This window comes from Rhizobium sp. UFLA01-1127, from assembly GCF_059803845.1.
In genome coordinates this window covers 1-24,770 of the sequence record NZ_JAUQTZ010000092.1, presented here as the reverse complement: position 1 = coordinate 24,770, position 24,770 = coordinate 1, and the positions used below count along the sequence as shown (strand labels likewise).

The 24,770-nt window shown below is 59.9% G+C and carries 23 protein-coding genes; 6 read left to right on the top strand and 17 right to left on the bottom strand.

Annotation, left to right across the window (positions count from 1 at the left end; all coding sequences use genetic code 11):
* On the top strand, positions 1 to 700 hold a 700-nt coding region (locus tag Q4Q11_RS21345), incomplete at its 5' end, for an SbmA/BacA-like family transporter (protein WP_498570738.1).
* 88 nt (positions 701 to 788) lie between these two features.
* Here Q4Q11_RS21345 and Q4Q11_RS21340 read toward each other — a convergent pair.
* Entirely contained in the window at positions 789 to 1,769 is a 981-nt protein-coding gene (locus Q4Q11_RS21340) for a polysaccharide deacetylase family protein (protein WP_498570737.1), read from the bottom strand.
* A gap of 179 nt (positions 1,770 to 1,948) precedes the next feature.
* On the opposite strand from Q4Q11_RS21340, the gene Q4Q11_RS21335 reads away from it, so the two are divergent.
* The 3 genes from Q4Q11_RS21335 (at position 1,949) to der (ending at position 4,865) form a co-directional block, all read left to right on the top strand.
* Complete coding sequence (locus tag Q4Q11_RS21335; protein ID WP_113337152.1) at positions 1,949 to 2,530, top strand: NnrU family protein; 582 nt, start codon at positions 1,949 to 1,951, stop codon at positions 2,528 to 2,530.
* 212 nt (positions 2,531 to 2,742) lie between these two features.
* Positions 2,743 to 3,426, top strand: coding sequence for a tetratricopeptide repeat protein (locus tag Q4Q11_RS21330; RefSeq protein WP_498570736.1), 684 nt, complete (start codon positions 2,743 to 2,745; stop codon positions 3,424 to 3,426).
* 11 nt (positions 3,427 to 3,437) lie between these two features.
* On the top strand, positions 3,438 to 4,865 hold the full coding sequence (der, locus tag Q4Q11_RS21325; protein WP_113223519.1) for a ribosome biogenesis GTPase Der: 1,428 nt from the start codon (positions 3,438 to 3,440) through the stop codon (positions 4,863 to 4,865).
* Positions 4,866 to 4,906: 41 nt separating this feature from the next.
* Here the strand turns inward: der and Q4Q11_RS21320 are convergent, their stop codons facing one another.
* The 8 genes from Q4Q11_RS21320 to Q4Q11_RS21285 all read right to left on the bottom strand — a co-directional run bounded on the left by Q4Q11_RS21320 (position 4,907) and on the right by Q4Q11_RS21285 (position 13,423).
* The gene (locus Q4Q11_RS21320) at positions 4,907 to 5,347 is read right to left on the bottom strand and encodes a MarR family transcriptional regulator (protein WP_112506139.1); all 441 of its coding nucleotides are present in this window, start codon (positions 5,345 to 5,347) and stop codon (positions 4,907 to 4,909) included.
* 332 nt (positions 5,348 to 5,679) lie between these two features.
* The gene (locus tag Q4Q11_RS21315; RefSeq protein ID WP_498570735.1) at positions 5,680 to 6,786 is read right to left on the bottom strand and encodes a glycosyltransferase family 4 protein; all 1,107 of its coding nucleotides are present in this window, start codon (positions 6,784 to 6,786) and stop codon (positions 5,680 to 5,682) included.
* A 123-nt stretch (positions 6,787 to 6,909) separates the two neighbouring features.
* Positions 6,910 to 7,827, bottom strand: a complete 918-nt coding sequence (locus tag Q4Q11_RS21310; RefSeq protein ID WP_498570734.1) for a sugar kinase — start codon at positions 7,825 to 7,827, stop codon at positions 6,910 to 6,912.
* 150 nt (positions 7,828 to 7,977) lie between these two features.
* Positions 7,978 to 8,964: an oligopeptide/dipeptide ABC transporter ATP-binding protein gene (locus Q4Q11_RS21305; RefSeq protein WP_112506134.1), complete on the bottom strand. Its 987-nt coding sequence runs from the start codon at positions 8,962 to 8,964 to the stop codon at positions 7,978 to 7,980.
* The gene (locus tag Q4Q11_RS21300; RefSeq protein WP_498570733.1) at positions 8,957 to 9,952 is read right to left on the bottom strand and encodes an ABC transporter ATP-binding protein; all 996 of its coding nucleotides are present in this window, start codon (positions 9,950 to 9,952) and stop codon (positions 8,957 to 8,959) included. Before Q4Q11_RS21300 ends, Q4Q11_RS21305 begins: the two co-directional genes overlap by 8 nt.
* A 1-nt stretch (position 9,953) precedes the next feature.
* The gene (locus tag Q4Q11_RS21295; RefSeq protein WP_113217321.1) at positions 9,954 to 10,871 is read right to left on the bottom strand and encodes an ABC transporter permease subunit; all 918 of its coding nucleotides are present in this window, start codon (positions 10,869 to 10,871) and stop codon (positions 9,954 to 9,956) included.
* Positions 10,868 to 11,791: an ABC transporter permease subunit gene (locus Q4Q11_RS21290; RefSeq protein ID WP_113223516.1), complete on the bottom strand. Its 924-nt coding sequence runs from the start codon at positions 11,789 to 11,791 to the stop codon at positions 10,868 to 10,870. Before Q4Q11_RS21290 ends, Q4Q11_RS21295 begins: the two co-directional genes overlap by 4 nt.
* Before the next feature lie 51 nt (positions 11,792 to 11,842).
* Positions 11,843 to 13,423 (bottom strand): peptide ABC transporter substrate-binding protein, encoded by a 1,581-nt coding sequence (locus tag Q4Q11_RS21285; protein ID WP_112506126.1) that lies wholly within the window; start codon positions 13,421 to 13,423, stop codon positions 11,843 to 11,845.
* A gap of 294 nt (positions 13,424 to 13,717) precedes the next feature.
* On the opposite strand from Q4Q11_RS21285, the gene bglA reads away from it, so the two are divergent.
* Positions 13,718 to 15,364 (top strand): beta-galactosidase BglA, encoded by a 1,647-nt coding sequence (bglA, locus tag Q4Q11_RS21280; RefSeq protein WP_498570732.1) that lies wholly within the window; start codon positions 13,718 to 13,720, stop codon positions 15,362 to 15,364.
* A 355-nt stretch (positions 15,365 to 15,719) separates the two neighbouring features.
* On the opposite strand, the gene Q4Q11_RS21275 is transcribed toward bglA, so the two are convergent.
* The 8 genes from Q4Q11_RS21275 to Q4Q11_RS21240 all read right to left on the bottom strand — a co-directional run bounded on the left by Q4Q11_RS21275 (position 15,720) and on the right by Q4Q11_RS21240 (position 23,779).
* Positions 15,720 to 15,971 (bottom strand): hypothetical protein, encoded by a 252-nt coding sequence (locus Q4Q11_RS21275; RefSeq protein ID WP_498570731.1) that lies wholly within the window; start codon positions 15,969 to 15,971, stop codon positions 15,720 to 15,722.
* A gap of 94 nt (positions 15,972 to 16,065) precedes the next feature.
* Positions 16,066 to 17,763 carry an adenine deaminase gene (gene ade, locus Q4Q11_RS21270; protein ID WP_498570730.1) on the bottom strand — a complete coding sequence of 566 codons (1,698 nt, stop codon included), beginning with the start codon at positions 17,761 to 17,763 and terminating at the stop codon, positions 16,066 to 16,068.
* A 91-nt stretch (positions 17,764 to 17,854) separates the two neighbouring features.
* Positions 17,855 to 19,183, bottom strand: coding sequence for an omega-aminotransferase AptA (gene aptA / locus Q4Q11_RS21265; RefSeq protein WP_498570729.1), 1,329 nt, complete (start codon positions 19,181 to 19,183; stop codon positions 17,855 to 17,857).
* 355 nt (positions 19,184 to 19,538) lie between these two features.
* Positions 19,539 to 19,856, bottom strand: coding sequence for an ArsR/SmtB family transcription factor (locus tag Q4Q11_RS21260; protein WP_015340680.1), 318 nt, complete (start codon positions 19,854 to 19,856; stop codon positions 19,539 to 19,541).
* A gap of 339 nt (positions 19,857 to 20,195) precedes the next feature.
* The gene (locus Q4Q11_RS21255; protein ID WP_498570728.1) at positions 20,196 to 20,648 is read right to left on the bottom strand and encodes a HugZ family pyridoxamine 5'-phosphate oxidase; all 453 of its coding nucleotides are present in this window, start codon (positions 20,646 to 20,648) and stop codon (positions 20,196 to 20,198) included.
* 102 nt (positions 20,649 to 20,750) lie between these two features.
* Positions 20,751 to 21,800 carry a choline ABC transporter ATP-binding protein gene (choV, locus tag Q4Q11_RS21250; protein ID WP_112506112.1) on the bottom strand — a complete coding sequence of 350 codons (1,050 nt, stop codon included), beginning with the start codon at positions 21,798 to 21,800 and terminating at the stop codon, positions 20,751 to 20,753.
* Positions 21,797 to 22,654, bottom strand: coding sequence for a choline ABC transporter permease subunit (gene choW / locus Q4Q11_RS21245; RefSeq protein ID WP_112506109.1), 858 nt, complete (start codon positions 22,652 to 22,654; stop codon positions 21,797 to 21,799). The genes choV and choW overlap by 4 nt, the downstream gene beginning before the upstream one ends.
* A gap of 168 nt (positions 22,655 to 22,822) precedes the next feature.
* Positions 22,823 to 23,779 carry a choline ABC transporter substrate-binding protein gene (locus Q4Q11_RS21240; RefSeq protein WP_498570727.1) on the bottom strand — a complete coding sequence of 319 codons (957 nt, stop codon included), beginning with the start codon at positions 23,777 to 23,779 and terminating at the stop codon, positions 22,823 to 22,825.
* 362 nt (positions 23,780 to 24,141) lie between these two features.
* Here Q4Q11_RS21240 and Q4Q11_RS21235 point away from each other — a divergent pair.
* Positions 24,142 to 24,770, top strand: a 629-nt coding sequence (locus Q4Q11_RS21235; protein WP_498570726.1) for an IS110 family transposase, incomplete at its 3' end; no start/stop codon positions are given.

Genomic DNA, 24,770 nt, shown 5'->3' with positions numbered 1-24,770 from the left:
AGGCGCCTCTCAGCGCGTTCAAGAGGATACGATGCGCTTTTCCAGCGTGTTGGAAGGCCTTGGCATCAGTCTCATCAATTCCGTCATGACGCTGATCGTGTTCCTTCCGATCCTGCTGGCGCTTTCGACCTATGTCACGGAACTCCCTATCATCGGCAAGATTCCCCACTCGCTCTTTTGGCTTGCGCTCTTCTGGTCGATTTTCGGGACCGTCCTGCTTGCCGTAGCCGGCATCAAGCTTCCAGGCCTGAATTTCAAGAATCAGCGCGTGGAAGCGGCATACCGCAAGGAACTCGTCTATGGAGAAGACCATGAGGAGCGTGCGCAGCCGGCGACGGTGAAGGAGCTTTTCGCTAACGTGCGGCGGAACTATTTCCGGATTTATTTCCACTACGTTTATTTCAACGTCGCCCGTTACTTCTATCTGCAGGCTGATACGATGTTCGTGTTGTTCATGCTGGTGCCGACTTTCGTTGCTGGCGCGATCACCTACGGTATCTACCAGCAGATCGCCACCGCGTTCGGACAGGTCAGCAATTCGTTCCAGTATCTCGTCAATTCCTGGACGACGATCATCGAACTTCTGTCGATCCACAAGCGCCTGAAGGCATTCGAAGCCGCGATTGACGATACGCCGCTACCAAAGATCGACCAGACCTATCTCGAGCGCCAGGCGGGCGTCATCCACGCCGACGGCTGATGCAGCAAGGCCCCGGAAACGGGGCCTTTTTCAATGGTGGCGCAATTGGTGCGGCTTTGCGCTTGCGAGGCAATGGAAGGGCCGCTCCTTACCCCTGCTGCGGTTTGCCTCTGGCTGCGATCAGCGGGATCGCCTCGGAATAGCTGACGCAGGCGACGTCCTGTCTGTGGCAGACGTCGCTGACGAAGCGATCGAGCGCGCGCCAATAGGCGCCGTCGTTCATTTCGACGAAGTGAAAACCAAGCTGCAGCGGGATGCGCTCGCCGTCATATTGCTTGCCGAAGGCCGCCTCGAAGGCCTCGAAGGTGCGGTCCTCGTAGGTCTTGGCGTTGGCCTTGTCTTCTGTGCCCTTGGAATGGCGGACATAGAGATTGTAGTCCATGCCGATGACCAGGCGATGCTCGGGGCCTTCTGGGATCAAGGGCAGGCCGAAGCGGTAGATGCCGTCGACCACCTGCGGCAGGACGGGTCCCTTGGTGACGAGGCTTGCATCATATTGGAAGCCCATTTCCTTCTCAGCCGGCACGAGGCCGTCGCTGGTGGAGAGATAGGGCGCGCGGAATCCCTTGACGTCATTCGTCGCGAAGTCTTCCCAGCCTTGAGGCTCCTTGTCTGCGAGGCCGACATTCTTCCAGGCGTCGCGAAGCGCAAGGCGGGCATTCATGAATTCTTGGCTCCAGTCGGCCGCGCTCCAGCCCTTGCCGTCGAAATGGCCGCAGGCGTGGCTCGATATATCGTGGCCTTCCTGATGGGCGCTCCAGATGTTGGCGATACGGGTGCGGACATCATCCTCGCTCTTGGCAAAACCGACATTCGATTTGCCCGGCCGCTGCTTCGGCCCCTGATAGGCCTTGGCCTGTACCCTGTTCATCAGGAAGGTGCAGGACAGAAAGTAGGTAAAATGCGCGCCGTTGCGCGACGCGATCTCGCGGCTCTTCGTCCAGAGCGCATTGTCATGAGCGCCGTCGAAGGAAATCATGACCAATTGCTTGGGCTTGTCATCCGCATTGGCCGTAGCGGGCAAGGCGAGGGAAACGACAAGGGAAAAACAGGTAGCTAAGCGAAACATGGGCACCGAATATCGATTGGGTCGAGCACGGCTTGCCAGGAATCATCTGGCGATATCGTATGGCGTGCCGCGGATCGCTTTCTTCCTTTCGCGTAAATGCGGCGAAGCTGCGGTGATGCTGGCATTTTTTTGCGGCAGCCGATAAGGATGTGACTACAAGACCATAGAGGATTTCATCCATGGCATTGCTTATTCTCGGCATCGTTCTGTTTCTCGGCCTTCATCTGATCCGCGTCGTGGCGCCTGGCCTGCGAACGTCTTTGATCGCAAGCCTCGGGGAGGGCGGCTGGAAGATCGCCTATTCGATCGCAAGCATCGTCGCGCTGATCGTCCTGATTTACGGATTCGGGCAGGCGCGAGACATGACGCCGATCTGGTCGCCGCCTTTCTGGATGAGCCACATCACCATCCTTTTGATGCTTTTCGCGATGATCTGTCTCACCGCCTCTCTGCTGCCGGCGGGATACATCGCGGTCAAAACCAAGCATCCGATGGTGCTGTCGGTGAAGATCTGGGCGCTGGCGCACCTTCTGTCGAATGGCGATGGAGCCGCGATCCTGCTGTTCGCCGCCTTCCTCGCCTGGGGCGTAATTCTGCGCATTTCGCTCAAGCGGCGCGAACGCGCCGGCGAAATTACCCTGCGTCCCTTCGTTTCGGCGAAATACGATCTTTATGCGATTGTCATCGGCGCCGTGGTCTGGGCCTTGATCATCTGGAAGCTTCATGCGTGGATTATCGGGGTTTCGCCGCTCGTTATGTGACGATTTCTGCCATTCCCCCTTACAACGGCCGCAAAATGGAGTAGAAGGCCCCACTAACGCTAGAGCTGGATGGTTTCAGGTCGCATCGGCCCGAAATCCGAGGCCGCTCTGGAATTTGAGAGATAGAGCATAATGTCGCGCGAAAACCGCTGACACTTTTCGGCATCATGCGCTAAGCTTTTGGTATAATTTGGCCTGGGCCGGAGACGAGAATGGCATTCAACGACGACAGCTTTATCCGAGAGGTGAACGAGGAACTGCGTTCGGACCAGTTGCGGTTCGTATGGCGCCGTTTTGGCAGGCTCATCATCGGCGGAGCCGTACTCATCGTTCTCGCCACTGCGGCCTATAGCGGCTACCGCTACTGGGCGGGCAATCAGGCCGGCAGCGGCGGCGATCAGTTCATCGCCGCTCTGACGCTGGCCGATCAGGGCAAGACCGACGACGCGCTTGCGGCGCTGACCAACATCGAGAAGACCGGTCCGGGTTCCTATCCTTTGCTCGCGCGTCTGCGTGCGGCAACGCTGCAGGCGCAGAAGGGTGACACGGCCGGCGCCATCGCCACGTTCTCCGCGATCGGCAAGCAGACGGATATTCCTGTCGTCGTTCGCGATGCAGCTCGCCTGCGCGCTGCCTATCTGCTCGTTGACACCGGCACCTACGATCAGGTCGCCGCCGAAGCGCAGGAACTGGCCGTCCCGGCCAACGCCTTCCGTCATTCGGCGCGTGACGTTCTCGGTCTTGCCGCCTACAAGGCCGGCGATTTCGCCAAGGCCCGGCAGTGGTTCCAGGCCATCGTCGACGATCCGCAGAGCCCGCGCAACGTTGCCAACCGTGCTCAGATGCTGCTCGATCTCATCACTGCATCCGGCAAGGCTCCGGTCGCAAAAGGCTGAAGGATCGCTAAATGAGCTTTACGGTTGCGATCGTCGGTCGCCCGAATGTCGGCAAGTCCACGCTTTTCAACCGTCTGGTCGGCAAGAAGCTTGCGCTTGTCGACGATACGCCGGGTGTAACGCGTGACCGCCGCCCCGGCGACGCCAAGCTGATCGACCTGCGCTTCCGCATCGTCGATACCGCCGGTCTTGAAGAGGCTCAGGATGAATCCCTTCAAGGCCGCATGCGCGCCCAGACCGAAGCTGCGATCGACGAGGCCGATCTGACGCTCTTTGTCGTCGACGCCAAGATGGGCCTGACGCATGTCGATAAGGCATTGGCCGAAATGCTGCGCAAGCGCGGCCGGCCGGTCGTGCTCGTTGCCAACAAATCCGAGGCACGCGGCTCCGATAGCGGCTTTTACGATGCCTATACGCTCGGCCTCGGCGAACCGTGCCCGATCTCGGCCGAACATGGCCAGGGCATGATGGACCTGCGCGATGCGATCGTCGAGGCGATCGGTCCCGAGCGCGCCTTCCCTGAGGAAGACGATGAGGCGGAGACGAATGTTAGCATTCCGCGCCCGGCTATCGGCGAGGATGGCGAGGAAATCGACGAAGAGCCTGCTTATGACGAGACGCGCCCACTGCGCGTTGCGATCGTCGGCCGTCCGAACGCGGGCAAGTCGACGCTCATCAACCGTTTTCTCGGCGAGGACCGGCTGCTGACCGGACCAGAAGCCGGCATCACCCGCGATTCCATCTCCGTCGACTGGAGCTGGCGCGGTCGCACCGTCAAGATGTTCGACACCGCAGGCATGCGCCGCAAGGCGAAGGTGACCGAGAAGCTGGAAAAGCTTTCCGTTGCCGACACGCTGCGGGCCATCCGCTTTGCCGAAACCGTCGTGATCGTCTTCGACGCGACCATTCCCTTTGAAAAGCAGGATCTGCAGATCGTGGATCTCGTGGTCCGCGAAGGCCGCGCCGCCGTGCTCGCCTTCAACAAGTGGGACATGATCGAGGATCGTCAGGCCGTGCTTGCCGATCTGCGCGAAAAGACCGACCGGCTATTGCCGCAGGCGCGCGGCATTCGGGCCATACCGATTGCCGGTCAGACGGGCGAGGGGCTGGACCGCCTCATGCAGGCGATCGTCGATACCGACAAGGTCTGGAATAAGCGCGTCTCAACCGCTCGTCTCAACCGCTGGCTGGAGACGCAGCAGGTTCAGCATCCGCCACCGGCCGTTTCCGGCCGCCGCATCAAGCTGAAGTACATGACGCAGGTGAAGGCGCGGCCTCCGGCCTTCATGATCTCCTGCACGCGCTCGGATGCGCTGCCGGAATCCTATGTGCGCTATCTGATCAATGGTCTGCGCGAGGATTTCGCCATGCCGGGCGTGCCGATCCGCATCCATTTCCGCTCGTCGGAAAATCCTTACGAAAACAAGAAGAAGCGGTAGTTCGCTCAAGCGTCCCTGTCGCGAGACAGGGGCGATTCTACTCAGGCCGCGTTCCTGCTGAGCGCCTCGCGCAGCGTAATGATTTCCGCCTTCAGTCTCGTAAGCTCCTCGGCCGTTTGCTCGGTAGCATCGAGAACGCACGGGGGAACGGCAGCCGCCTTCTTCTTCAATGCCTTGCCTTCGCCGGTCAGCTGAATCAGCACTTGGCGCTCGTCTTCCTTGCTGCGGATACGGTGAATGAAGCCGGCGGCTTCCAGGCGCTTCAAAAGCGGTGTCAGCGTGCTCGATTCCAGGAACAGCTTTTCACCGATGCCGCCGACGGTCTGACCATCTTCCTCCCATAGCGTCACCATGACGAGATATTGCGGATAGGTGAGATTGAGCGCGTCCAGCATGGGTTTGTAGAGCCGGTTCATCGCGTGGTTTGCCGAATAGAGGGCGAAGCAGATGAAGGTGTCCAGCTTTAACAGGTCGTCCGTCATCTCAAATACTCCCCGAGAACGTTTGGTGTAAATCGTGCGATAAATAATTGTACACCCAATCCTATGGCTGGGCTACGGGTTTCTTCTGCATTTTTTGAGAGACTGCCCTAGGGAGAATAGGTTTTCGGTGTCATTGTGATCGAAAGACTTAAATGTGGTCCAAAGAGGGGACCCAGCTGTCCAACCCAAATGCGGGGTTGTGCCACGCCGCCAGGGCGGCGCGATGAGCGCTCTCAACGTGCGCGCAAGCCGCTGCCAATTTCTCTGGTGAGGCGGACGCAGTGGCCGTGTGCCGCCGCTGGATCCGACAGCGAAACCGATCCGCTGGAAGTTTAACGTTCGTGAGCCTGCAATCGGCCACGGCGATTGGCCGTTCGGACATTGCCGATGAATTGCATCGTCGCGGCTTCCCAGGAATAGTTGAGCGCCAGAGCGCGAGCTGCTTCACGCGAGCAGGAGAGAGCGGCAAGGCAGGCCGTTGCCAAATCCGCATTGACGACGCCGGCCGTCCTGTCGCCGCCAAGAATATCCGCAGGGCCGGTGACGGGATAGGCAGCCACCGGTACGCCGCTGGCGAGCGCTTCCAGGATGGCATTGCCGAAGGTATCGGTCTTCGATGGGAAGACGAAGACGTCGGCCTGTGAATAGGCGTGCGCCAAATCCTCGCCGAACTTCGCGCCCAGAAAATGCACATCTGGATAGAGTTTCTGCAGGTCTGCCCGCGCCGGTCCGTCGCCGATGACCACTTTCGATCCTGGCAGGTCGAGATCGAGGAAGGCGGGCAGGTTTTTTTCAAGCGCTACGCGGCCGACGGTCATGAAAATCGGGCGCGGCAGGCCGAAAGGGGTATCTTCCTGCGGCTGCGGCCGAAACAGGGAGGAATCGATGCCGCGGCTCCAGGCCAGCAGATTGCCGATGCCGCGCTGCCTGAGTTCGTCGGCAAGGCTAGGCGTCGCCACCATGCAGCCGTAGCCGGCGTTGTGAAACCATTTGACGAAGGCATAGAGCCAGCTTTCCGGTATCGGGAGGCGCGCCGCGACGTATTCGGGAAAGCGGGTGTGATAGCTGGTCGAAAAAGGCATGCCGTTTCTCAGGCACCAGCGCCGCGCCGTAAGTCCGAGAGGACCTTCCGTGGCGATGTGGACGTAAGTCGGCCTGATCGCTTCGATCCTGGCTGCGACCTTGCGGTAGCCGGCGATCGAAAGGCGAATCTCAGGATAGGTCGGGCAGGGAATGTTGCGAAAGCCGTCCGGCGTAATCATCGAGACTTCGACGCCCATGCGCGTCAGCTCGCGATTGGTATTCTCGATCGAGCGCACGACGCCGTTGACCTGCGGATGCCAGGCATCGCTGACGATGAGCAGCCGCTCGGGTACTGCGACAGGTGTCGCCTCTTGCGTCCAGGTGGTTTGATCGGTGTCTGACAAGCGTTGCAACATGCCCAAAACAGTCCATCCGCACCGCATCCTCATGATGACGGTGCCAGCGATTGCGGTGCTTCAAACATGATTCCCGCGCCCGCGCTATTGTGGGGGGTGTCCATGATGGAAATATTACAGCACCTATTTGGCGATTTTCAGCTTCTCGGGAGCGATGAGCGCGCCGTATTCCTGGATGACCTTTGCCGCGATCCCGGCCGCGAAGCCGGCGGCGGCAACCGCATCCTTATGCTGCAGGTAGTGAGCCAGAAATGCGCCATTGAAGCTGTCGCCGGCGCTCGTGGTGTCAACGAGCTTGGCGACCTTGACTGCTGGAACGGGCGTCTCATCGGCGTCGTCGCCGATGGTCGCGCCGTCGGCGCCGTTCTTGACGACGACCATTTGCGCTCCGCACTGCCGGTAGCGATGGATGGTGGCGGCAATCGAGTCGTCCCCGAAATGGACCGCCTCGTCGTCGAAGCTTGGCATAACGAGCGCTGCGGCGCGCGCACCTTCCGAAATCATGGTGTGCATCGCGTCGAGGCTGGACCAGAGGCGAGGGCGCAGGTTCGGATCGAAGGCGACGAGCTTGCCGGCGGCCTTCGCCCGGCGCAGCTCCGCAAGCAGGGTGAAGGCATCCTCGCGCGGCAGGATCGCCAGCGTGATGCCCGAGAAATAGAGGACGTCGGAGGCTTCGATTGCCGTGCGCAGGGCATCGCCATCGGCCGCGAGCTGTCTGGCGGCGGAGCTGTCGCGCCAATAGCTGAAGGAGCGCTCTCCATCCTTCAGATTGATCATGTAGAGGCCTGGAGTCTTGCCGCGAAGGCGGAGAATGCGTTGCGTCCCGATGCCCGCGCTGCCCATGAAGGCGATCATTTCGTCGGACATGGCATCGTCGCCAAGCGCGGTGAAATAGTCGATCGACCAGTCTGCGGGCAGGCAGGCGCGGGCATACCAGGCGGTGTTGAAGGTATCGCCGGCAAAGCCCTTGCGCAAATGCCCGTCATCGGCCTGCGACAGTTCCACCATGCATTCGCCGATCGATAGAAAACGTCCGCCCAAGACTTCCTCCTGCATTTGCCTGGCTGCTGCATACGCGGAAGCGGTGGCCAGAGCAAGGCGGACGGCGGCAGCCACCGTCCACTTTTGCGATCTTAGCGGCTCACTTTTCGTGGGATCGCTGAACCGCTCCATACTTTTCCTGGAATTGCCCTATGGCCTGTCCATATGATAGCAGGCAGCCGTCTGGCCGGGGCGCACATGCTCGGTCGGCGGCATTTTCGTGCGGCAGACATCCGTCGCCTTCCAGCAGCGGGGCGAGAAGACGCAGCCCGGCGGCGGATTGAGCGGCGAGGGCGGATCGCCCTGCAGGCGGATGCGCTCGCGGCCGCGTGCCAGCTTCGGATCGGGAATGGGCGCGGCGGAGAACAGCGCCTGCGTGTAGGGATGCGCCGGATGGTCGAAGACGGTTGCGGCTTCGCCAGCTTCCACCACCTTGCCGAGATAGAGCACCAGTACGTCGTCCGAGATCAGGCGTACCACGGAAAGATCGTGGCTGATGAAGATCAGGGTCAGGCCGAATTCCTTGCGCAGGCGGCGCAGAAGCGTGATGACCTGGCCCTGGATCGAGACATCGAGGGCCGACACCGGCTCATCGCAGATGATGAGCTTCGGCCGGGTGATAACGGCGCGGGCAATGCCGATGCGCTGCGCCTGTCCGCCCGAGAACTCGTGCGGGTAGCGGTTGATCATCTCGGGTACGAGGCCGACTGCCGCCATGATCTCGCGAACCCGATCCTGCCGCTGCGCACGGGTCAGCTTCGGTTCGAAGACGGTGAGCGGCTCCGCAATGATGTCGCCGACGGTCATGCGCGGATCGAGCGAGGCGATCGGATCCTGGAAAATGATTTGCATGTCGCGGCGTGCGGCACGCATGTCCTCCTCGCTGAGATCGAGAAGGTTGCCGCCTTGCCACATGATGCGGCCCTTCTGTGCTTTGATCAACCGCAGGATGGAGCGGCCGAGCGTGGACTTGCCGCAGCCGGACTCGCCGACGATGCCGAGCGTGCGGCCGGTCTTCAGCTCGAAGCTGACATCGTTGACCGCCGTCAGGATCAGCGGCGGTTTGAAGAAGGATTTCGACGGCAGTTCGAATTCGGTCGTCAGATGCTCGACCTTCAGAAGCGTTTGTTCAGCCATGGACGAGGCTCCGTTCCTGATCAGCCGAAAGGGGATGGAAGCAGGCTGCGCAGCGTCGCGATGCCAACCGATCGAGCGGAGGTGCGGCGTCGAGGCAATCGTCCTGCACATGAGCGCAGCGCGGCGAGAAAGAGCAGCCGCGCGGCAGGTGCATCAGGTTCGGCGGCCGTCCGGGGATGACGGTGAGGTCGTCGACATCCTGATCGGGCCGCGGGATCGCGGCGTGGAGCGCCGCCGTATAGGGATGGGCCGGACTTTCGAACAGCTCTTCGACCGGAGCTTCCTCGACGATGCGGCCGGCATACATGACGGCGACGCGGTCGGCGAGGCCGGCAACGACGCCGAGATCATGGGTGATCATGACGAGCGCCGTGTGCATTTCCGCCGTCAACTCGTTGAAAAGATCGAGGATCTGCGCCTGGATCGTCACGTCGAGTGCCGTCGTCGGCTCGTCGGCAATGAGGAGCTTCGGCTTGGTGAGCAGCGCCATGGCGATGACGATGCGCTGGCGCATGCCGCCCGAAAGCTCATGCGGATAGAGATTGAAGCGCCGTGTCGGGTCAGGGATGCCGACGCGCTTCAGCATATCGAGTGCCGCTGCCGAAGCTGCGCGCGCCGTCAGGCCGCCGTGAACCTCGAGCTGTTCCGTCAGCTGGCGCGAGATGCGCAGCGACGGGTTGAGCGCCGTCATCGGGTCCTGGAAGACCATGGCCATATCCTTGCCGCGGACATGGTCGAGTTCGCGCGGCTTGAGCGTCAGCAGATCCTTGCCGTCGAGCAGCGCCTGGCCGCTGGTGCGGCCGTTCTTGGCGAGCAGACCCATCAGGCCGAGGAAGGTCTGGCTCTTGCCGGAACCGGATTCGCCGACGATGGCGATCCGTTCGCCGCGGCCGATCTTGAGATTCATCTTCGAGACCGCTGCCACTTCGCCTTCGGGCGTGCGGAAGGTGATGGAGTAGTCTTTGAGTTCGAGAAGTGTGTCTGTCATGTCAGCGATCCTTCGGATCGAAAGCGTCGCGCAGTCCGTCGCCGATGAAGAGCAGGCTCATCAGCAGCGCGACCAGGAATCCGGCGGGAAAGAGCAGCAGCCAAGGCGTCGTCTCCATGCCGGCCGAGCCTTCTGCAATCAGCGTGCCGAGCGATGTCAGCGGTTCCTGAACGCCGAAGCCGAGATAGGAAAGGAAGCTTTCGGTTGCGATGATTTCCGGGATGGTGAGCGTCGCATAGATGACGACCGGACCGACGAGGTTCGGCACGATGTGTTTGAGGATGATCTTGAACGAACGCTGTCCCGAAGCTTTTGCAGCTTCGATGAATTCGCGCTGCTTGATGGACAAGGTCTGGCCGCGCACGATGCGGGCCATGGTGAGCCATTCGAGCGCACCGATCGCCGCAAACAGCAGATAGACGTTGCGGCCGAAGATCACCATCAGCAGGATGACGAAGAGCACGTAGGGCAGGGCGTACATGATATCGACGAAGCGCATCATGATCGCATCGACGCGGCCGCCGAAGTAGCCGGCGACAGCGCCGTAGAGCACGCCGATGACAACGGAAACGAGGGTTGCCACGAGCGCGACCGTCAGCGAAACGCGCGTGCCGTAGAGCGTGCGCGCCAGCAGGTCGCGGCCGTTGCCGTCCGTGCCGAAATAATGGCCGGCTGCGAAGTCGGGAGCGCCGCGGAACGAGTTCCAGTCCGGGTCTTCGTAGTTGAAGGGCAGGAAATACGGGCCGAATATGGCAACCAGAACCAGTACTGCCAGCACGACCAGCGACAGGGCCGCAGCCTTGTTGCGCAGGAGACGACGCATCGCATCGCCGGTGAGGGACCGCCCTTTGGGTGCGAGCCCTTCTGCCGAAAGCAATTCAGCTTCCAGCAATTCTCTCTTGGCGGAATTGAGGATCATCGCATTCTCACTTTCGGGTCGAGCCAGGCATAGGCGATGTCGACCAGCAGGTTGAGGACCACGATCAGGACCATGTAGAAGATGACCGTGCCGAGAACCATGCCGTAGTCGCGGTTCAACGCCGCACCGACGAAGTAGCGGCCGACTCCGGGGAGGCCGAAGATGCTTTCGACCACCAGCGAGCCGGTGAGCAGGTAGCTTGCCGCGGGTCCGAGATAGGAGACGACAGGCATCATGGCCGGCTTCAGCGCATGGCGCATGATCGTCAGCCTCGGGCCGATGCCTTTGGCCTTGGCGGTGCGGATGAAGTTCTGGCCCATCACCTCGATCATAGAGCCGCGCATCAGGCGCGATATGCGTGCAGCATGCGGCAGCGTCAGAACAACGATCGGCAGGATCAGGAACTTGATCGAGCCGTCGCCCCAGCCGCCGACCGGCAGCCAGCCAAGCGTATTGCCGAAGACGAGCTGAAGGATGGGAGCGATGAGGAAGCTTGGCATGACCAGGCCGATCAAGAGTCCGCCGCCCAGCCAATAATCGGCCGCCCGGTTCTGATAGAGTGCCCCAAGGCAGCCTATGAACACGCCGACAACGGTTGCGAGCACGAATGCGGCGCCGCCGATGGTCAGCGTATAGGGAAAGCCGGACATGATCTGCTGGGTGACGGTGAAGTCCTGATTGGCGAAGGAGGGGCCAAGATCGCCCTTCATGACGTCGCCGATATAGATCAGGTATTGCTCAACCAGGGGCTTGTCGAGGTTGTAGTGAGCCGCGAGGTTGGCTTTGACTTCCGGCGGCAATGGCCTTTCGCCATCGAAGGGGCCGCCGGGAGCGAGGCGCAGAATGAAAAAGCATACTGTCACGGCAATCCAGATGACAGGGATTGTCGACAGCAAACGACGGAGAGCATAGCCAAACATGGTCTTAGACGCCTCCCTCCCGGTTTTGCCCGGGAGGGAGGCTGTTCCCAATTATTCTTTGATCGACAGCCAGCGCGTGCGGTGGATGTCCTGAATATTGTCGACGAAGCCCTGGACCTTCGGGGCGACGATGTTCTGGGAAACATAGTAGTAGATCGGGATAGCGGCGCTATCGTCGAGGGCGACCTGCTCGGCCTGCTTGTAGATCTCGGCGCGCTTCTTCAGGTCGGTCTGTTCATTGCCCTGAGTGATCAGCGCATCATATTTCGGATTGCTCCAGCGACCGTAATTCATGTCGACGCCGGTCGAGAGCAGGCTGAGGAAGTTGATCGGGTCGTTATAGTCGGCGAGCCAGCCGGCACGGCCGATCTCTACTTCCCCGCGCTTCATTCCGTCGTAATGCACCTTGGTTTCGGTGTTGTAGAGCTCGACATCGACGCCGAGCGGCTTCCACATGGCGGCGATCGCAACGGCGATGCGCTTATGGTTGTCGTTGGTGTTGTAGCGAAGCTGCGCCTTCAGCGGGTGATCGGGGCCGAAACCTGCTTCCTTCAAAAGCTTCTTGGCCTCTTCGACCTTCTGCTTGTAGGGCTCGTCCTTCCAGCTGACGTAGGCCGGTTCACCGTAATTGGCCGTGCCCGGCGGCACCCAGGAATACATCGGCAATTCGCCGGTGCCGAGGATCTTCGGGCCGATGACCTCGCGGTTGACAGCCATGGAGAGAGCCTGGCGGACGCGCTTGTCATTGAAGGGCGGCTTGGTGGCGTTCAGGACATAGTAGTAGGTGCCAAGGAACGGCACCACATGCGCCTGGCCGGGGAGGTTCTTCTGAAGCCATTCATACTGATCCGCTGGGAACGATGTGACGATATCGAATTCGCCGGCGCGAAAGCGCTTCAGCGCTGCTGCCTGATCTTCCAGAGTGTAGAAATTCACCTTGTCGATCTTTACGTCCTTGGCGTCATAATACTGATCGTTCTTGACGTTGCTGACATGCGAACCCGGCACCCACTCAACCGGCTTGTAGGGGCCATTGGTGACGATGTTCTCGATTTTGACCCACTGGTCGCCCTTGGCTTCGACGACATGCTTCGGCAGCGGATAGGCCGTGTAGTGCATCAGGGCGTTGAGGAAGTAAGGCGTCGGGTTCTCGAGGGTGATTTCCAGCGTCTTGTCGTCGATCGCCTTGACGCCGAGCTGGGTCAGATCCTTGATCTCGCCCTTGTTGATCTTTTCCGCGTTCTTGATCGTGTACTGCAGGTAGGCGTACTGGGCGGCAGTCTTCGGATCCATCAGGCGCTGAAACGCAAAGACGAAATCCTGAGCGGTGACGGGATGGCCGTCGGACCACTTGATGCCGTCGCGCAGCTTGAATGTATAGACCTTCTGATCGGGGGAAATGGTCCAGCTCGCAGCTTGGCCCGGAATGGGGTTGTCCTTAGGATCCTCAGTCACCAGGCCTTCGAAAATATCGCCGTCGATGCGGTTTTCCCAGTCGCCGGAGATCTTCTGCGGATCGAGCGAAGTCGGGTCGCCGCCATTGTGGATATTGAGGGTCGCGGCATGTGCGGAGAAGCTCATCATTGTGCTGACGAATGCCGCCGCTAGAAATTTCCTGGCGAAATGAGTCATACGTTTTCCCACCTTTCTGGAGTTATTGTCCCTGATTTTACAGGGGTATTTTTGATCCCGCAGGTGACCTGTACGTGCAGGTCAGTCGCGGAAGTTATCCGAAGCCACGTCGCTTTCAAGCCCAAAAGAGACGGAGACGATGTGTGTGCGAACTTCCATGTTGATAATTCTCTAAAATTGATAGCGCGAATTTACACGTCCTCCCAGTAGCGGTCGCGCCGTCGCCGATTGCGGCTTGCCGCCTGCGCCCGAGTGTGCAAACTGGAAAACCTTGTGCGATATCGAGGCTGTTTGATGAAATCGACGAACAAAGCGGCAGGAGCCGACTGGTGGCGCGGAGCGGTGATCTATCAAGTCTATCCGCGGTCGTTTCAGGATACGGATGCCAACGGTCTCGGCGACATCAAGGGTGTTACACGGCGCCTGCCTCATATCGCCGCACTCGGGGTCGATGCGATCTGGCTGGCACCTTTCTTCACCTCCCCGATGGCCGATATGGGTTATGACGTTGCCGATTATTGCGATGTCGATCCGATTTTCGGCACGCTTGCCGATTTCGACGAGATGATGGCGGCGGCGCACGAGCTGGGGCTGAAGGTCATCATCGATCAGGTGATCTCACATACCTCGGATCGGCATCCCTGGTTCATGGAGAGCCGGGCAAGCCGCGACAATCCGAAAGCGGATTGGTATGTCTGGGCCGATCCGAAGCCGGACGGCACGGCGCCCAACAACTGGCTGTCGATCTTCGGCGGACCTGGCTGGGAATGGGACGGCGTGCGCCGGCAATATTATCAGCACAACTTCCTGATCTCGCAGCCGGACCTGAATTTCCATCATCCTGAGGTTCAGGATGCGGTACTTTCAGCCGTCAAGTTCTGGCTCGACCGGGGTGTGGACGGTTTCCGTCTGGATACGGTGAATTACTATTTCTGCGACAAGAAGCTGCGTGACAATCCGGCAGCGCTTGTCGCAACGGCTGGGCTCGATGCCCCCGAAAGCAACCCTTACGGGATGCAGAACCATCTCTACGACAAGACGCAGCCGGAGAATATCGCTTTCCTCAAGCGGTTCCGGGCGTTGCTCGACCAGTATGAAAACCGCACGACCGTCGGCGAGGTAGGCGACGGTGCGCGCTCGCTGGAGACGGTGGCGGCCTATACCAGCGGCGGCGACAAGCTGCATATGTGTTATACCTTCGATCTTTTGGGGCCTGATTTCACGCCGGCGCATTTCCGCCGTTGCGTCAGCGATTTTCAGGACAGCGTGATCGACGGCTGGGTCTGCTGGGCCTTTTCGAACCACGACGTCCGGCGCCATGTCAGCCGCTTTGCCGAGACTGAAGAAGAGCAGCCGCGGGTTGCAAAGCTCGCTATTTCGCTGCTTTCCACCCTGCGCGGTTCGATCTGCCTCTATCAGGGCGAAGAGCTTGGCCTGCCGGAGGCCGAGCTTGCCTTCGAGGATCTGCGCGATCCCTATGGCATTCGCTTCTGGCCGGCTTTCAAGGGGCGTGACGGATGCCGCACGCCGATGCCCTGGGAAGCGAGCCGCGCCCATGCCGGCTTTACGACCGCCGACAAGTCATGGCTGCCGGTTCCCTACCAGCATGCGGCGCTTGCGGTCGACAAGCAGGAGGCGGACGAAGATTCCGTGCTGCATCACTACCGGCGGACGCTGGCCTTCCGTGCGGAGCATGCGGCCCTACGCGATGGCGACATGACCTTCCTCGACGGCACTGAAGACGTTCTTGCCTTCACGCGCTCGAAGGATGACGAGACGCTGCTGTTCGTCTTCAATCTCTCCCGCGAGCCGGTGAAGGTTGCATTGCCGAAGGATATCAAGCTCGGCAACACGATCGCCATGCCAGGTTTCGGCACGGCGGATGCTGGGGCGACGGTGGCGCTTTCCGCGCTGGATGTGTTCTGCGGGTATGTGGGGTGATTTAAAGCATGTCGCGCAAAAGTGTGCAGCGGTTTTGCGACAACGACATGCACGAAATCAAAGAGCTAAAACACCGGAAGCGAATCTGAAAGATCGCGACGTGCTTTAGCGTAAGAGCTTGTCATATTCGGTGTGGGGACCGATCCAGAACCACACGAGGTCGTCGCCGTCAGCCACAGCAAGTGCGCGCCAGGAAATCCCGACCCGCGCGGACCAGAACCGGCCTACTTGTTTAAAATGAAGTGAAGGATGCTTCGGGTTCGATTTCAGAAGCTCGAAGTTTCGGTCGGCAAGTTCTGCACATGCTTTGGCAGCTTTTCATAAGCCTGCCAGAATGGCGGAGTGGCGTGATGCTTCAAAGTGGCCGCGTCTTTCCTGCACGAAAATCGGCGAGCGCTTTGTCCGCCAGTCCATCCAGTTTGCCTGCCCCAATATCAGTTTCGATCTGCCTGTCCCACCGGCTTGCCTGCAGAGCTTCGAACCATTCGGCGAATGCCTTGAAGTCTTCCGGCTCCAGCTCGCTGACATTTTTCTCAATCTGTTCAAGTTTCGTCACGATTGTTCTTTCCACGACCAAACGGTTCGGTGTCGGGAATAAAGATAACAACAGACTTTCGTCAATTGAAGTCCCAAGCAGGACTTGTTCGCCTGCTGACACTTTCGCAACGCAAGCTATGTTCCTTACGAGGGTGTGCGCCTGATCAGCCGATCAGCATGAACTTGTCGACGTCGACAAGGCCTCTGTCCGATATCTTCAGATGCGGGATGACGGGCAAGGGCAGGAACGCGAGCTGCAGGAAAGGCTCTTCCAGCGTAGCGCCGAGCGCATAGGCTGCCTGGCGCAGATGATGCAGCGTATCGCGCACGCTTTCGTAGGGCTCGAGGCTCATCAGGCCGGCGATGGGAAGGGCGATCTCGCCGGTGACGACGCCGTTCTCGACGACGACGAAGCCGCCATTGATCTCGCTCAGGCGATTGGCGGCAAGCGCCATGTCATCCTCGCTGACACCGACGACGCAGATATTGTGGCTGTCATGGCCGACCGTCGAGGCGATTGCGCCCTTCTTCAGCCCGAAACCCTGGACGAAGCCATTGGCGTGATTGCCGTTCTTGCCGTGCCGCTCGATGACGGCGACCTTGATGACGTCGTTGCGGAGGTCGATATCGGTCTGATTGCCCTTGGTCGGCAGGCGGTGGCGGCGATGTTCGGTAATGATCTTGCCGGGCGTGACGCCAATGACAGAGCTTTCGCCTTCCGTCACCGGCACCCCGAAGTCGGCGGCATTGATCGCGCGGGCCTTGACGCTGTCGAGGCCGACCGGGGCGACCGAATTGCGCGTCGCGAAAAGTTCGGCCGTTACCTTTCTGCCAGCGGAGAAGACGATCTCGGCCTTGCAGTTTTCCAGGCTGTCGACGACGACGAGGTCGGCGCGCCAGCCCGGCGCTACGAGACCGCGATCCCGCAGGCCGAAGGCGCGGGCCGCCGATATGGAGGCGGCGCGATAGATCGCCAATGGTTCGACTCCATGCGCGATCGCCGTGCGGATCATGTAGTCGAGATGGCCCTGTTCGGCGATGTCGAGCGGGTTGCGATCGTCGGTGCAGAGCGCCAGGTACGGCGAGAGGCGCTCGGTGATGATGGGCATCAGCGCATGCAGGTCCTTGGAGACCGAGCCTTCGCGCACCAGCACATGCATGCCTTTGCGGATCTTCTCCAGTGCCTCTTCGGCGGTTGTCGATTCATGCTCCGTGCGAATACCGGCGGCGAGATAGCCGTTGAGGTTGTTGCCGCGCAAAAGCGGCGCATGGCCGTCGATATGACCACCCTGGAAGGCTTCCAGCTTTGCCATGCAGACAGGATCCTTATGGATCACGCCGGGAAAATTCATGAATTCGGCAAGGCCGATCACCTTCGGATGATTGCGGAAGGGCAGGAGCGTTTCAATCGGCAGATCGGCGCCGGACGTTTCCAGATGCGTTGCCGGCACACAGGAGGAAAGCTGGACACGGATATCCATGATGGTTTCGAGCGACGAATCCAGAAAATACTGAATGCCTTCGGTGCCGAGCACATTGGCGATCTCGTGCGGATCACAGATTGCTGTCGTGACACCATAGGGCAGAACGCAGCGGTCGAACTCATGCGGCGTTACCAGCGAGGATTCGACATGGAGGTGGGTATCGATGAAACCCGGCACGACGATCCGGCCGGCGATATCGATTTCTTCGCCACCCTGATAGTTGCCGCAGGTGCCAACGATGCGATCGCCGCAGATGGCGATATCCGAAGCGACCAGCTCCCCCGTCACCAGATCGAAGAAGCGGCCGTTTTTCAGAACAATGTCCGCAGGCTCCCGGCCAACGCCCTGGTCGATATAGCGTTCGAGTTTGGTGGTCATTTCGTCCCTCGCATATGGATCGCCCCTCATGCCTGCTCTCTTGCTCATACAAGAGGAGGCGTGAGGGGCGGAGAATTTTTGAGCTTATGCCTTAGATATTATTCTGCAAGATCTCGCGAAGCTCGCCGAACAGCTCGTCGATGTGATGCTTCTCGATGATCAGCGGCGGCGAAAGCGCGATGATGTCGCCAGTGGTGCGGATCAACAGGCCTTTTTCATAGGCCTTCAGGAAGGCGGTGAAGGCGCGCTTGGTGGGCTCGCCGGCGATCGGGTCAAGCTCGATGGCGCCGATCAGGCCGGTGTTTCTGATGTCGATGACGTTCGGGCAGTCCTTGAGGGAGTGCAGAGCATCGGCCCAGTAGTCGGAAAGCTCGGCTGCACGGGTCAGCAGGCCTTCTTCCTTGTAGGTGTCGAGCGTTGCGAGCGCGGCGGCTGAGGCAATCGGGTTGCCGGAATAGGTGTAGCCGTGGAAGAACTCGATCATGTGCTCGGGTCCCTGCATGAAGGCGTCATGGATCTCGGAGGTGACGAAGACCGCACCCATCGGGATGACGCCATTGGTCAGGCCCTTGGCCGTGGTGATGATATCCGGCTTCACATCATAATATTGGGCGGCAAAGGGGGTGCCGAGGCGGCCGAATCCGGTGATGACTTCGTCGAAGATCAAGAGGATGCCGTGCTTGGTGCAGATTTCGCGCAGCTTCTGCAGATAACCCTTGGGCGGGATGAGAACGCCGGTGGAACCGGCGATCGGCTCGACGATGACGGCGGCGATCGTAGAGGCGTCGTGCAGCGTGACGATGCGCTCCAACTCGCTCGCGATATCGCCTCCATGCTCTGGCTCGCCGCGCGTGAAGGCGTTCTTGCCGGGAACATGCGTGTGCGGCATGTGATCGACGCCGGTCAGCAGCGTACCGAACATCTTGCGGTTGGTGACGATGCCGCCAACGGAGATGCCACCGAAATTGACGCCGTGATAGCCGCGCTCACGGCCGATGAGACGGAAGCGCGAACCGTTGCCCTTCACCCGGTGGTAGGCAAGCGCGACCTTGAGCGCGGTTTCGACCGATTCCGAACCGGAATTCGTGTAGAGAACGTGATCCATACCCTCGGGAGCGATGTCCACCAGACGGTTCGCCAGCTCGAAAGCCTTGGGGTGGCCAAGCTGGAAGGCCGGAGCATAGTCGAGTTCGCCGGCCTGCTGGCGGATGGCTTCCGTAATCTTCGGGCGGCAGTGTCCGGCGTTTACGCACCATAGGCCCGCAGTTCCGTCCAGTACCTGCCGACCATCATGGGTGGTGTAGTACATATCCTTGGCGCTGACGAAGAGGCGCGGCTCCTTCTTGAACTGGCGGTTGGCCGTAAACGGCATCCAGAAGGCGCGCAAATCGTTGGGGGTGGCATTCAAACGGTCCGACATGCTGTTCTCCAATGGCCATTCGGGGGCCATTTCCCGACCGCGGCGCTGCGCCGCGCGATTTATATTTACTGCCTGGTCAAATTATCAGCGGGCTTGGGGACGTCAAGGCAGAGATGGCGGCGAAGGAGGGATGCGGTGCCGCCTGATAGGGAGCGTCCGGATCGCCGCAGGCATGCCAAAATGGGCGCCTGCGGGGGACGGGCCGCGGGTCGTGCAGATATGAAAAAACCAGCAAGTCCAAAGGCTTGCTGGTTAAAATGGTAAAACACCTGGTGATGAAAGCAAGTCGATCTTTCAGGGTCTAAAGTGTCCCCCACGGATCGTTCGTCGACTGTCTAGAGGCTGTTTCCAGCTTTTAAGCAGCCGATCTACTTTTTTCCGGCTCACAATAAATGTCTTCCAGCGTTTCAAGAACACGGATCACGGATTCCGATGTGCTGGAGTAGTAAATTGTCTGGGCGTCACGACGCGTCTTTACGAGCTTCTGAGCGCGCAGTTTCGAAAGATGCTGGGACAATGCCGACTGGCTCAGCCCGACCTGATTGGCCAGAACGCCGACGGGAACTTCGCCCTTAACGAGACTGCAAAGAATCAAAAGACGCTTCGGGTTCGCCATTGCTGATAGTAATGCTGCCGCAACGTTAGAGTGTTCGGCCAAATCTCTTGTCTTCATCTGTTAATCTTCCCAATGCGGAGCGTACATCAGAAACTGTGCTATTTCCAACCGATCGCTAAACCGATATCTAACAATACCAAGAGGGGTCGAAGATTGTATATACCTAAATTTAAGGTATCGAGTATGCTGTTTTAGGTATGTATGTGCGAGGGTCCGTTGAGGGCAATGCAGGCCCTAATGTCCCATCCGGGGGCTCAATTAGACCAAAATAGGTCGATTCTTATCGTTTCTGGACCACAAATACCCAATTTTGGTCGCTGCTGATGTGCAACCTACGAACGGTTGCCGCCTCTATCTGAGGCTGTCCACCTACTAATTCTCGCACTATTGTATGATTTATTGCCGCCGAGTTTTGTTTTTGGTTTGAAGTATCGTCAGGTCGTCCGAGGACAAGATGTAAGCTTTTCCGAAGCCGCCGTTCAGACTGGCATCAAGCGGGACGAGGCGAAGGAAGAAGAAATCCGGAAAGTCGATGTAAAGGCTGGACTTGGGGTGCCGATCAAGAAACAGCCCACGAATGCGGTCATGGACTTCGCTTTGCCGATCGATGCGCTCTGCTTTGCATCGCACGGTCAGGCGAGGGTGGGCGAGGGGATCGCCCTTGGCGGGATCGCCGAACAAGATCGAGGCCCGCGGATCCTGCAGCAAGGCCCTTGTGTGCGACGCAAGGCCCGAGACAAGAATTATGGGACTGCCGTCAGTATCCACGGCGATCAGGACGCGGCTGACGGCGGGAAACCCGGTTTCAGGATCGATGACGCCCAAGGCTGCATGGGCGGCTTTGTGCATGAGGTCGCGCGCTTGTTTGCGCGCGTCCTCGTCCGTTTCCCTGATCACCGATGATTTGTCATTCATTCACTGCTCCATGAATTGAGGAGCAGTCGTCAACGACTACTCCCGCCGCCGGTGGCTGGTCAGGCCCGCCACCACGTCTTGTGCCGAAATCGTTCCGATAATCGTGCCATTGTCAACAACGCCGATATTCCCCGGCTGGCGTGTCAGGGCGTCGAGGATGTCGACAAGCGGCGTTGTCGCGGTTGCCGTGGCGGTGACGGAACCGGCGTTGCCCGAATGTCCGATGCCCTGCTGCATGACATCCTGTGCCGTCAGCATGCTGATCGGGTTCATGTGCTGCACGAAATCGGCCACATATTGATCGGCCGGGTTCTTGACGATCTCCTGCGGCGTTCCGCACTGGATGATGTGCCCGCTTTCCATGATGGCGATGCGGTTGCCGATGCGGAATGCCTCGTCCAGATCGTGACTGACGAACAGGATCGTGCGCTTCAGGCGGCGCTGGAATTCCAGAAGCTCGTCCTGAAGGCGCGTGCGGATCAGCGGATCGAGAGCGGAGAACGGCTCGTCCATGAGCAGGATCGGCGCGCCGGTCGCAAAGGCGCGCGCCAGGCCGACGCGCTGCTGCATGCCGCCCGACAGTTCGTTGACCTTGCGATTGGCCCATTGGGTGAGATTGACGAGTTCAAGCTGTTCGCCGACACGCTTCTTGCGCTCGGCTTCCGGCACACCTGCAAGCTCGAGCCCGAAGCCGACATTGTCGGCGACCGTGCGCCAGGGCAGCAGCGCGAATTGCTGGAAGACCATGGAGACGGTGTGCATGCGCAGATCGCGCAGCGACCTGGGGCTACAGGAATAGGGACTGACGGGACCGTCCTTGGTGTTGACGACGACATTGCCGCGAACGACGGGTGCCAAACCATTGACAGCGCGAAGCAACGTCGATTTTCCCGAGCCGGAGAGACCCATGAGCACGAGGATTTCGCCTTCCTCGATCTCAAGGGAGGCATTGGCAACGCCCAGCACCATGCCTGTCGCCTTGCCGATTTCATCGCGCGATTTTCCCGCATCGACGAGTTTCAGTGCGGCATCGGGACGATCGCCGAAGATGATGCTGACATTATTGAAGCCGACAGCGACGGTCATGAGCGATCTCCTTCGCCGGGGGCACGGAACATGCGGTCGAGAATGATCGCCAGGATGACGATGCAGGCGCCGGAATCGAAGCTCTTGGCAACGTTGACGCTGTTCAGGGCTCGCAGGACCGGCACGCCGAGGCCGGGAGCGCCAACGAGGGCGGCGATAGACACCATGGAAAGCGACAGCATGATGGTCTGCGTGAGGCCGGCCATGATCTGTGGCGTGGCAAAGGGCAGCTCGACCTTGCGAAGAACCTGCTGCGGCGTCGCACCGAAGGATTCGGCGGCTTCGACGAGGGACGGCGGTGTCGAGATGATGCCCAGGCGAGTCATCCGGATCGGCGCAGGGATGGCGAAGACAACGGTCGCAACGAGGCCGGGGACCATGCCGAGACCCAGCAGGATCATTGCCGGCACCAGATAAACGAAAGTCGGGATGGTCTGCATCAGGTCGAGGATCGGCCGCATGAAGGCGAAGAGCCAGGGCCGGCGTGCGGCGGCGATGCCAAGCGGTACACCGACGAGCATGCTGACGAAGGTGGAAGCCAGCACCAGAGCCAACGTCTCCGTCGTCTCTTTCCAGTAGCCCTGGTTGATGGTGATGAGCAGACCGATGAAGGTAAGGGCTGCGACGCCGATGCTCCTGCGCATCCAAAAGGCGGCGGCGGTAAACACGACGACGACGATCAAAGGATGCGGCGCCTGCAGGACGAACAGCAATGCATTGATCACATGCGCGACGATGAAGGAGAGGCCGTCGAAGAACCATGTAACATTGGTCGTCAGCCAGTCGACGACGGCTTTGGCCCATGGCCCGATAGGGAGGCGGTAGTCGGTTAACCAGTTCACATCTTTGCCCATGATTGGGGGCGGCTGTTCCGATGGTCTCTTACGGTTCCGGAGGTGCCGCCGAAGAATAACGGTCTGTCACGCCACTCAAGCCGTTGTCCGGGCGGTGGCGGGACGCGAAGGAAGCAGTCATCCAAGGAAGAGAAAGGGGCGGTTTAGCCGCCCCTTTCTCCACTCATGTTATAGGCCAAGCTTGGCCTTCACCGCGGCCAGGCCGTCACCGCCGTCCTTGGTGGTGACACCGGCGAGCCAGGGAGTAACGGCTGCCGGGTTGGCCTTCAGCCATTCCGTCGCCGCGACTTCCGGTTCCTTGCCGTCGTTCAGGATCTTGCCCATGATTTCGTTTTCCATCGGCAGCGAGAAGACGAGATTCTTGACGAAGGCGCCGACGTTCGGGCACTGCTGCAGATAGCCGGCCCGGACGTTGGTGTAGACCGTCGCACCACCGAAGTTCGGCCCGAACACGTCGTCGCCGCCGGTGAGATAGGTCATCTTGTAGGTGGTGTTCATCGGATGCGGAGCCCAGCCGAGGAAGACGATCGGCTTGCCTTCCTTGTCGGCGCGGGAGACCTGCGCGAGCATGCCTTGCTCGGAGGATTCGACCACTTCGAAGCCCTTGAGGCCGAAAGTGTTCTTGTCGACCATGTCGATAACCAAACGGTTGCCGTCGTTGCCCGGCTCGATGCCGTAGATCTTGCCGTCGAGATCGGCCTTATGGGCGGCGATATCCTTGAAGTCCTTGATGCCGAGCGCGGCACCCTTTTCGTTGGTCGCCAGCGTGTATTTCGCGCCTTCCAGGTTGGCGCGCACGGTTTCGACCGACTTGTCCGCGGCGAACGGCTTGATGTTCTCGGCCATGGACGGCATCCAGTTGCCGAGGAAGACGTCGATGTCCTTGTTCTTCAGCGACTGGTATGTCACCGGCACGGCGAGTACCTTGACGTCGGTGTCGTAGCCGAGCGCCTTCAGGAGAATGGAGGCGGTTGCCGTAGTGGAGGTGATATCGGTCCAGCCGACATCGGCAAAATGCACGGTGCTACAGCTGGCTGCCTCGGCTGCGGAAGCCGCGGAGGAACCCAGTGTCAGGGTCGAAAGAGCTGAAGCGAAGGCGACTGCGATAAGGGACTTTTTTATCATTGCGTGACTCCCAGTGTAACGTTCCCAAGCAAGCATCAATAACTGACATTTTCAAGCGACCACAGTGTATTTGCGGCGGTTTGAGGGGGCTGAATGCGACGCCGGTCTTTTTCCGTCCGCCGGCGGCTGGCGCTTTGCCGTTTACCCGGAGCACGCCTGAATCCTGTGATTTTCGTGGAGTATCTCTTTTCTTATCGTCCCGCAGCACCCATGAAGCATTCAAGGAGGTGGCATGAAAGGGGCCCCCTCCACCGATAGAACGGATCACTGAAATGCAGGTGATGATCGAGGGACAGTCACGCTTCCAGCCTTTCGGCTTATCCTGTTGGGGTTTTGCAGATCTCAACACGGGAGTTGGAAGCATGACTGCCTCTTATGAATACCATATCGGCGTCGACTACCACAAATCCTACAGCCACCTGGTGGTGCAGGATTCGGCCGGCAAGACGCTACGCTCCGGCCGGGTGAAGAACGATCGCCAGTCGCTGGGCGGGTTTTTGGAACGCTACCGCGAGAACTCGCATGCGGTTGTCGAGGCGACCCGCAACTGGATGGTGATGTACGACTGGCTCGACGACATTTGTGACGATGTCGTTCTTGCCCATCCGTTGAAGGTCAAGGCGATCGCCGACGCCAAGATCAAGACCGACAAGATCGATGCGACGGTGCTGGCGCATCTGCTGCGTGCCGACCTGGTTCCGGAGGCCTGGGCTCCGAGCGACAAGGCCCGGGAGCTGCGCGTCGCCCTGCGCGAGCGGATGTTTTATGTGCGGCTGCGCACGATGACGAAGAACCGCATCGTCACGGTGTTCGATCGCTATCCGGAGCAGACGGCGCGGTTGAAGAAGCTTGGTGATCTGTTCGGCAAGGCCGGCCGCGCCCAACTGGCGCAGGTGAAGGTCTCAGAAATCGATCGTATCCAGATCGATCGTGGTCTCGCCTTCATCGGCGACATCGATGGGCGGATCAAACAGTCCGAAGCGACGATCCG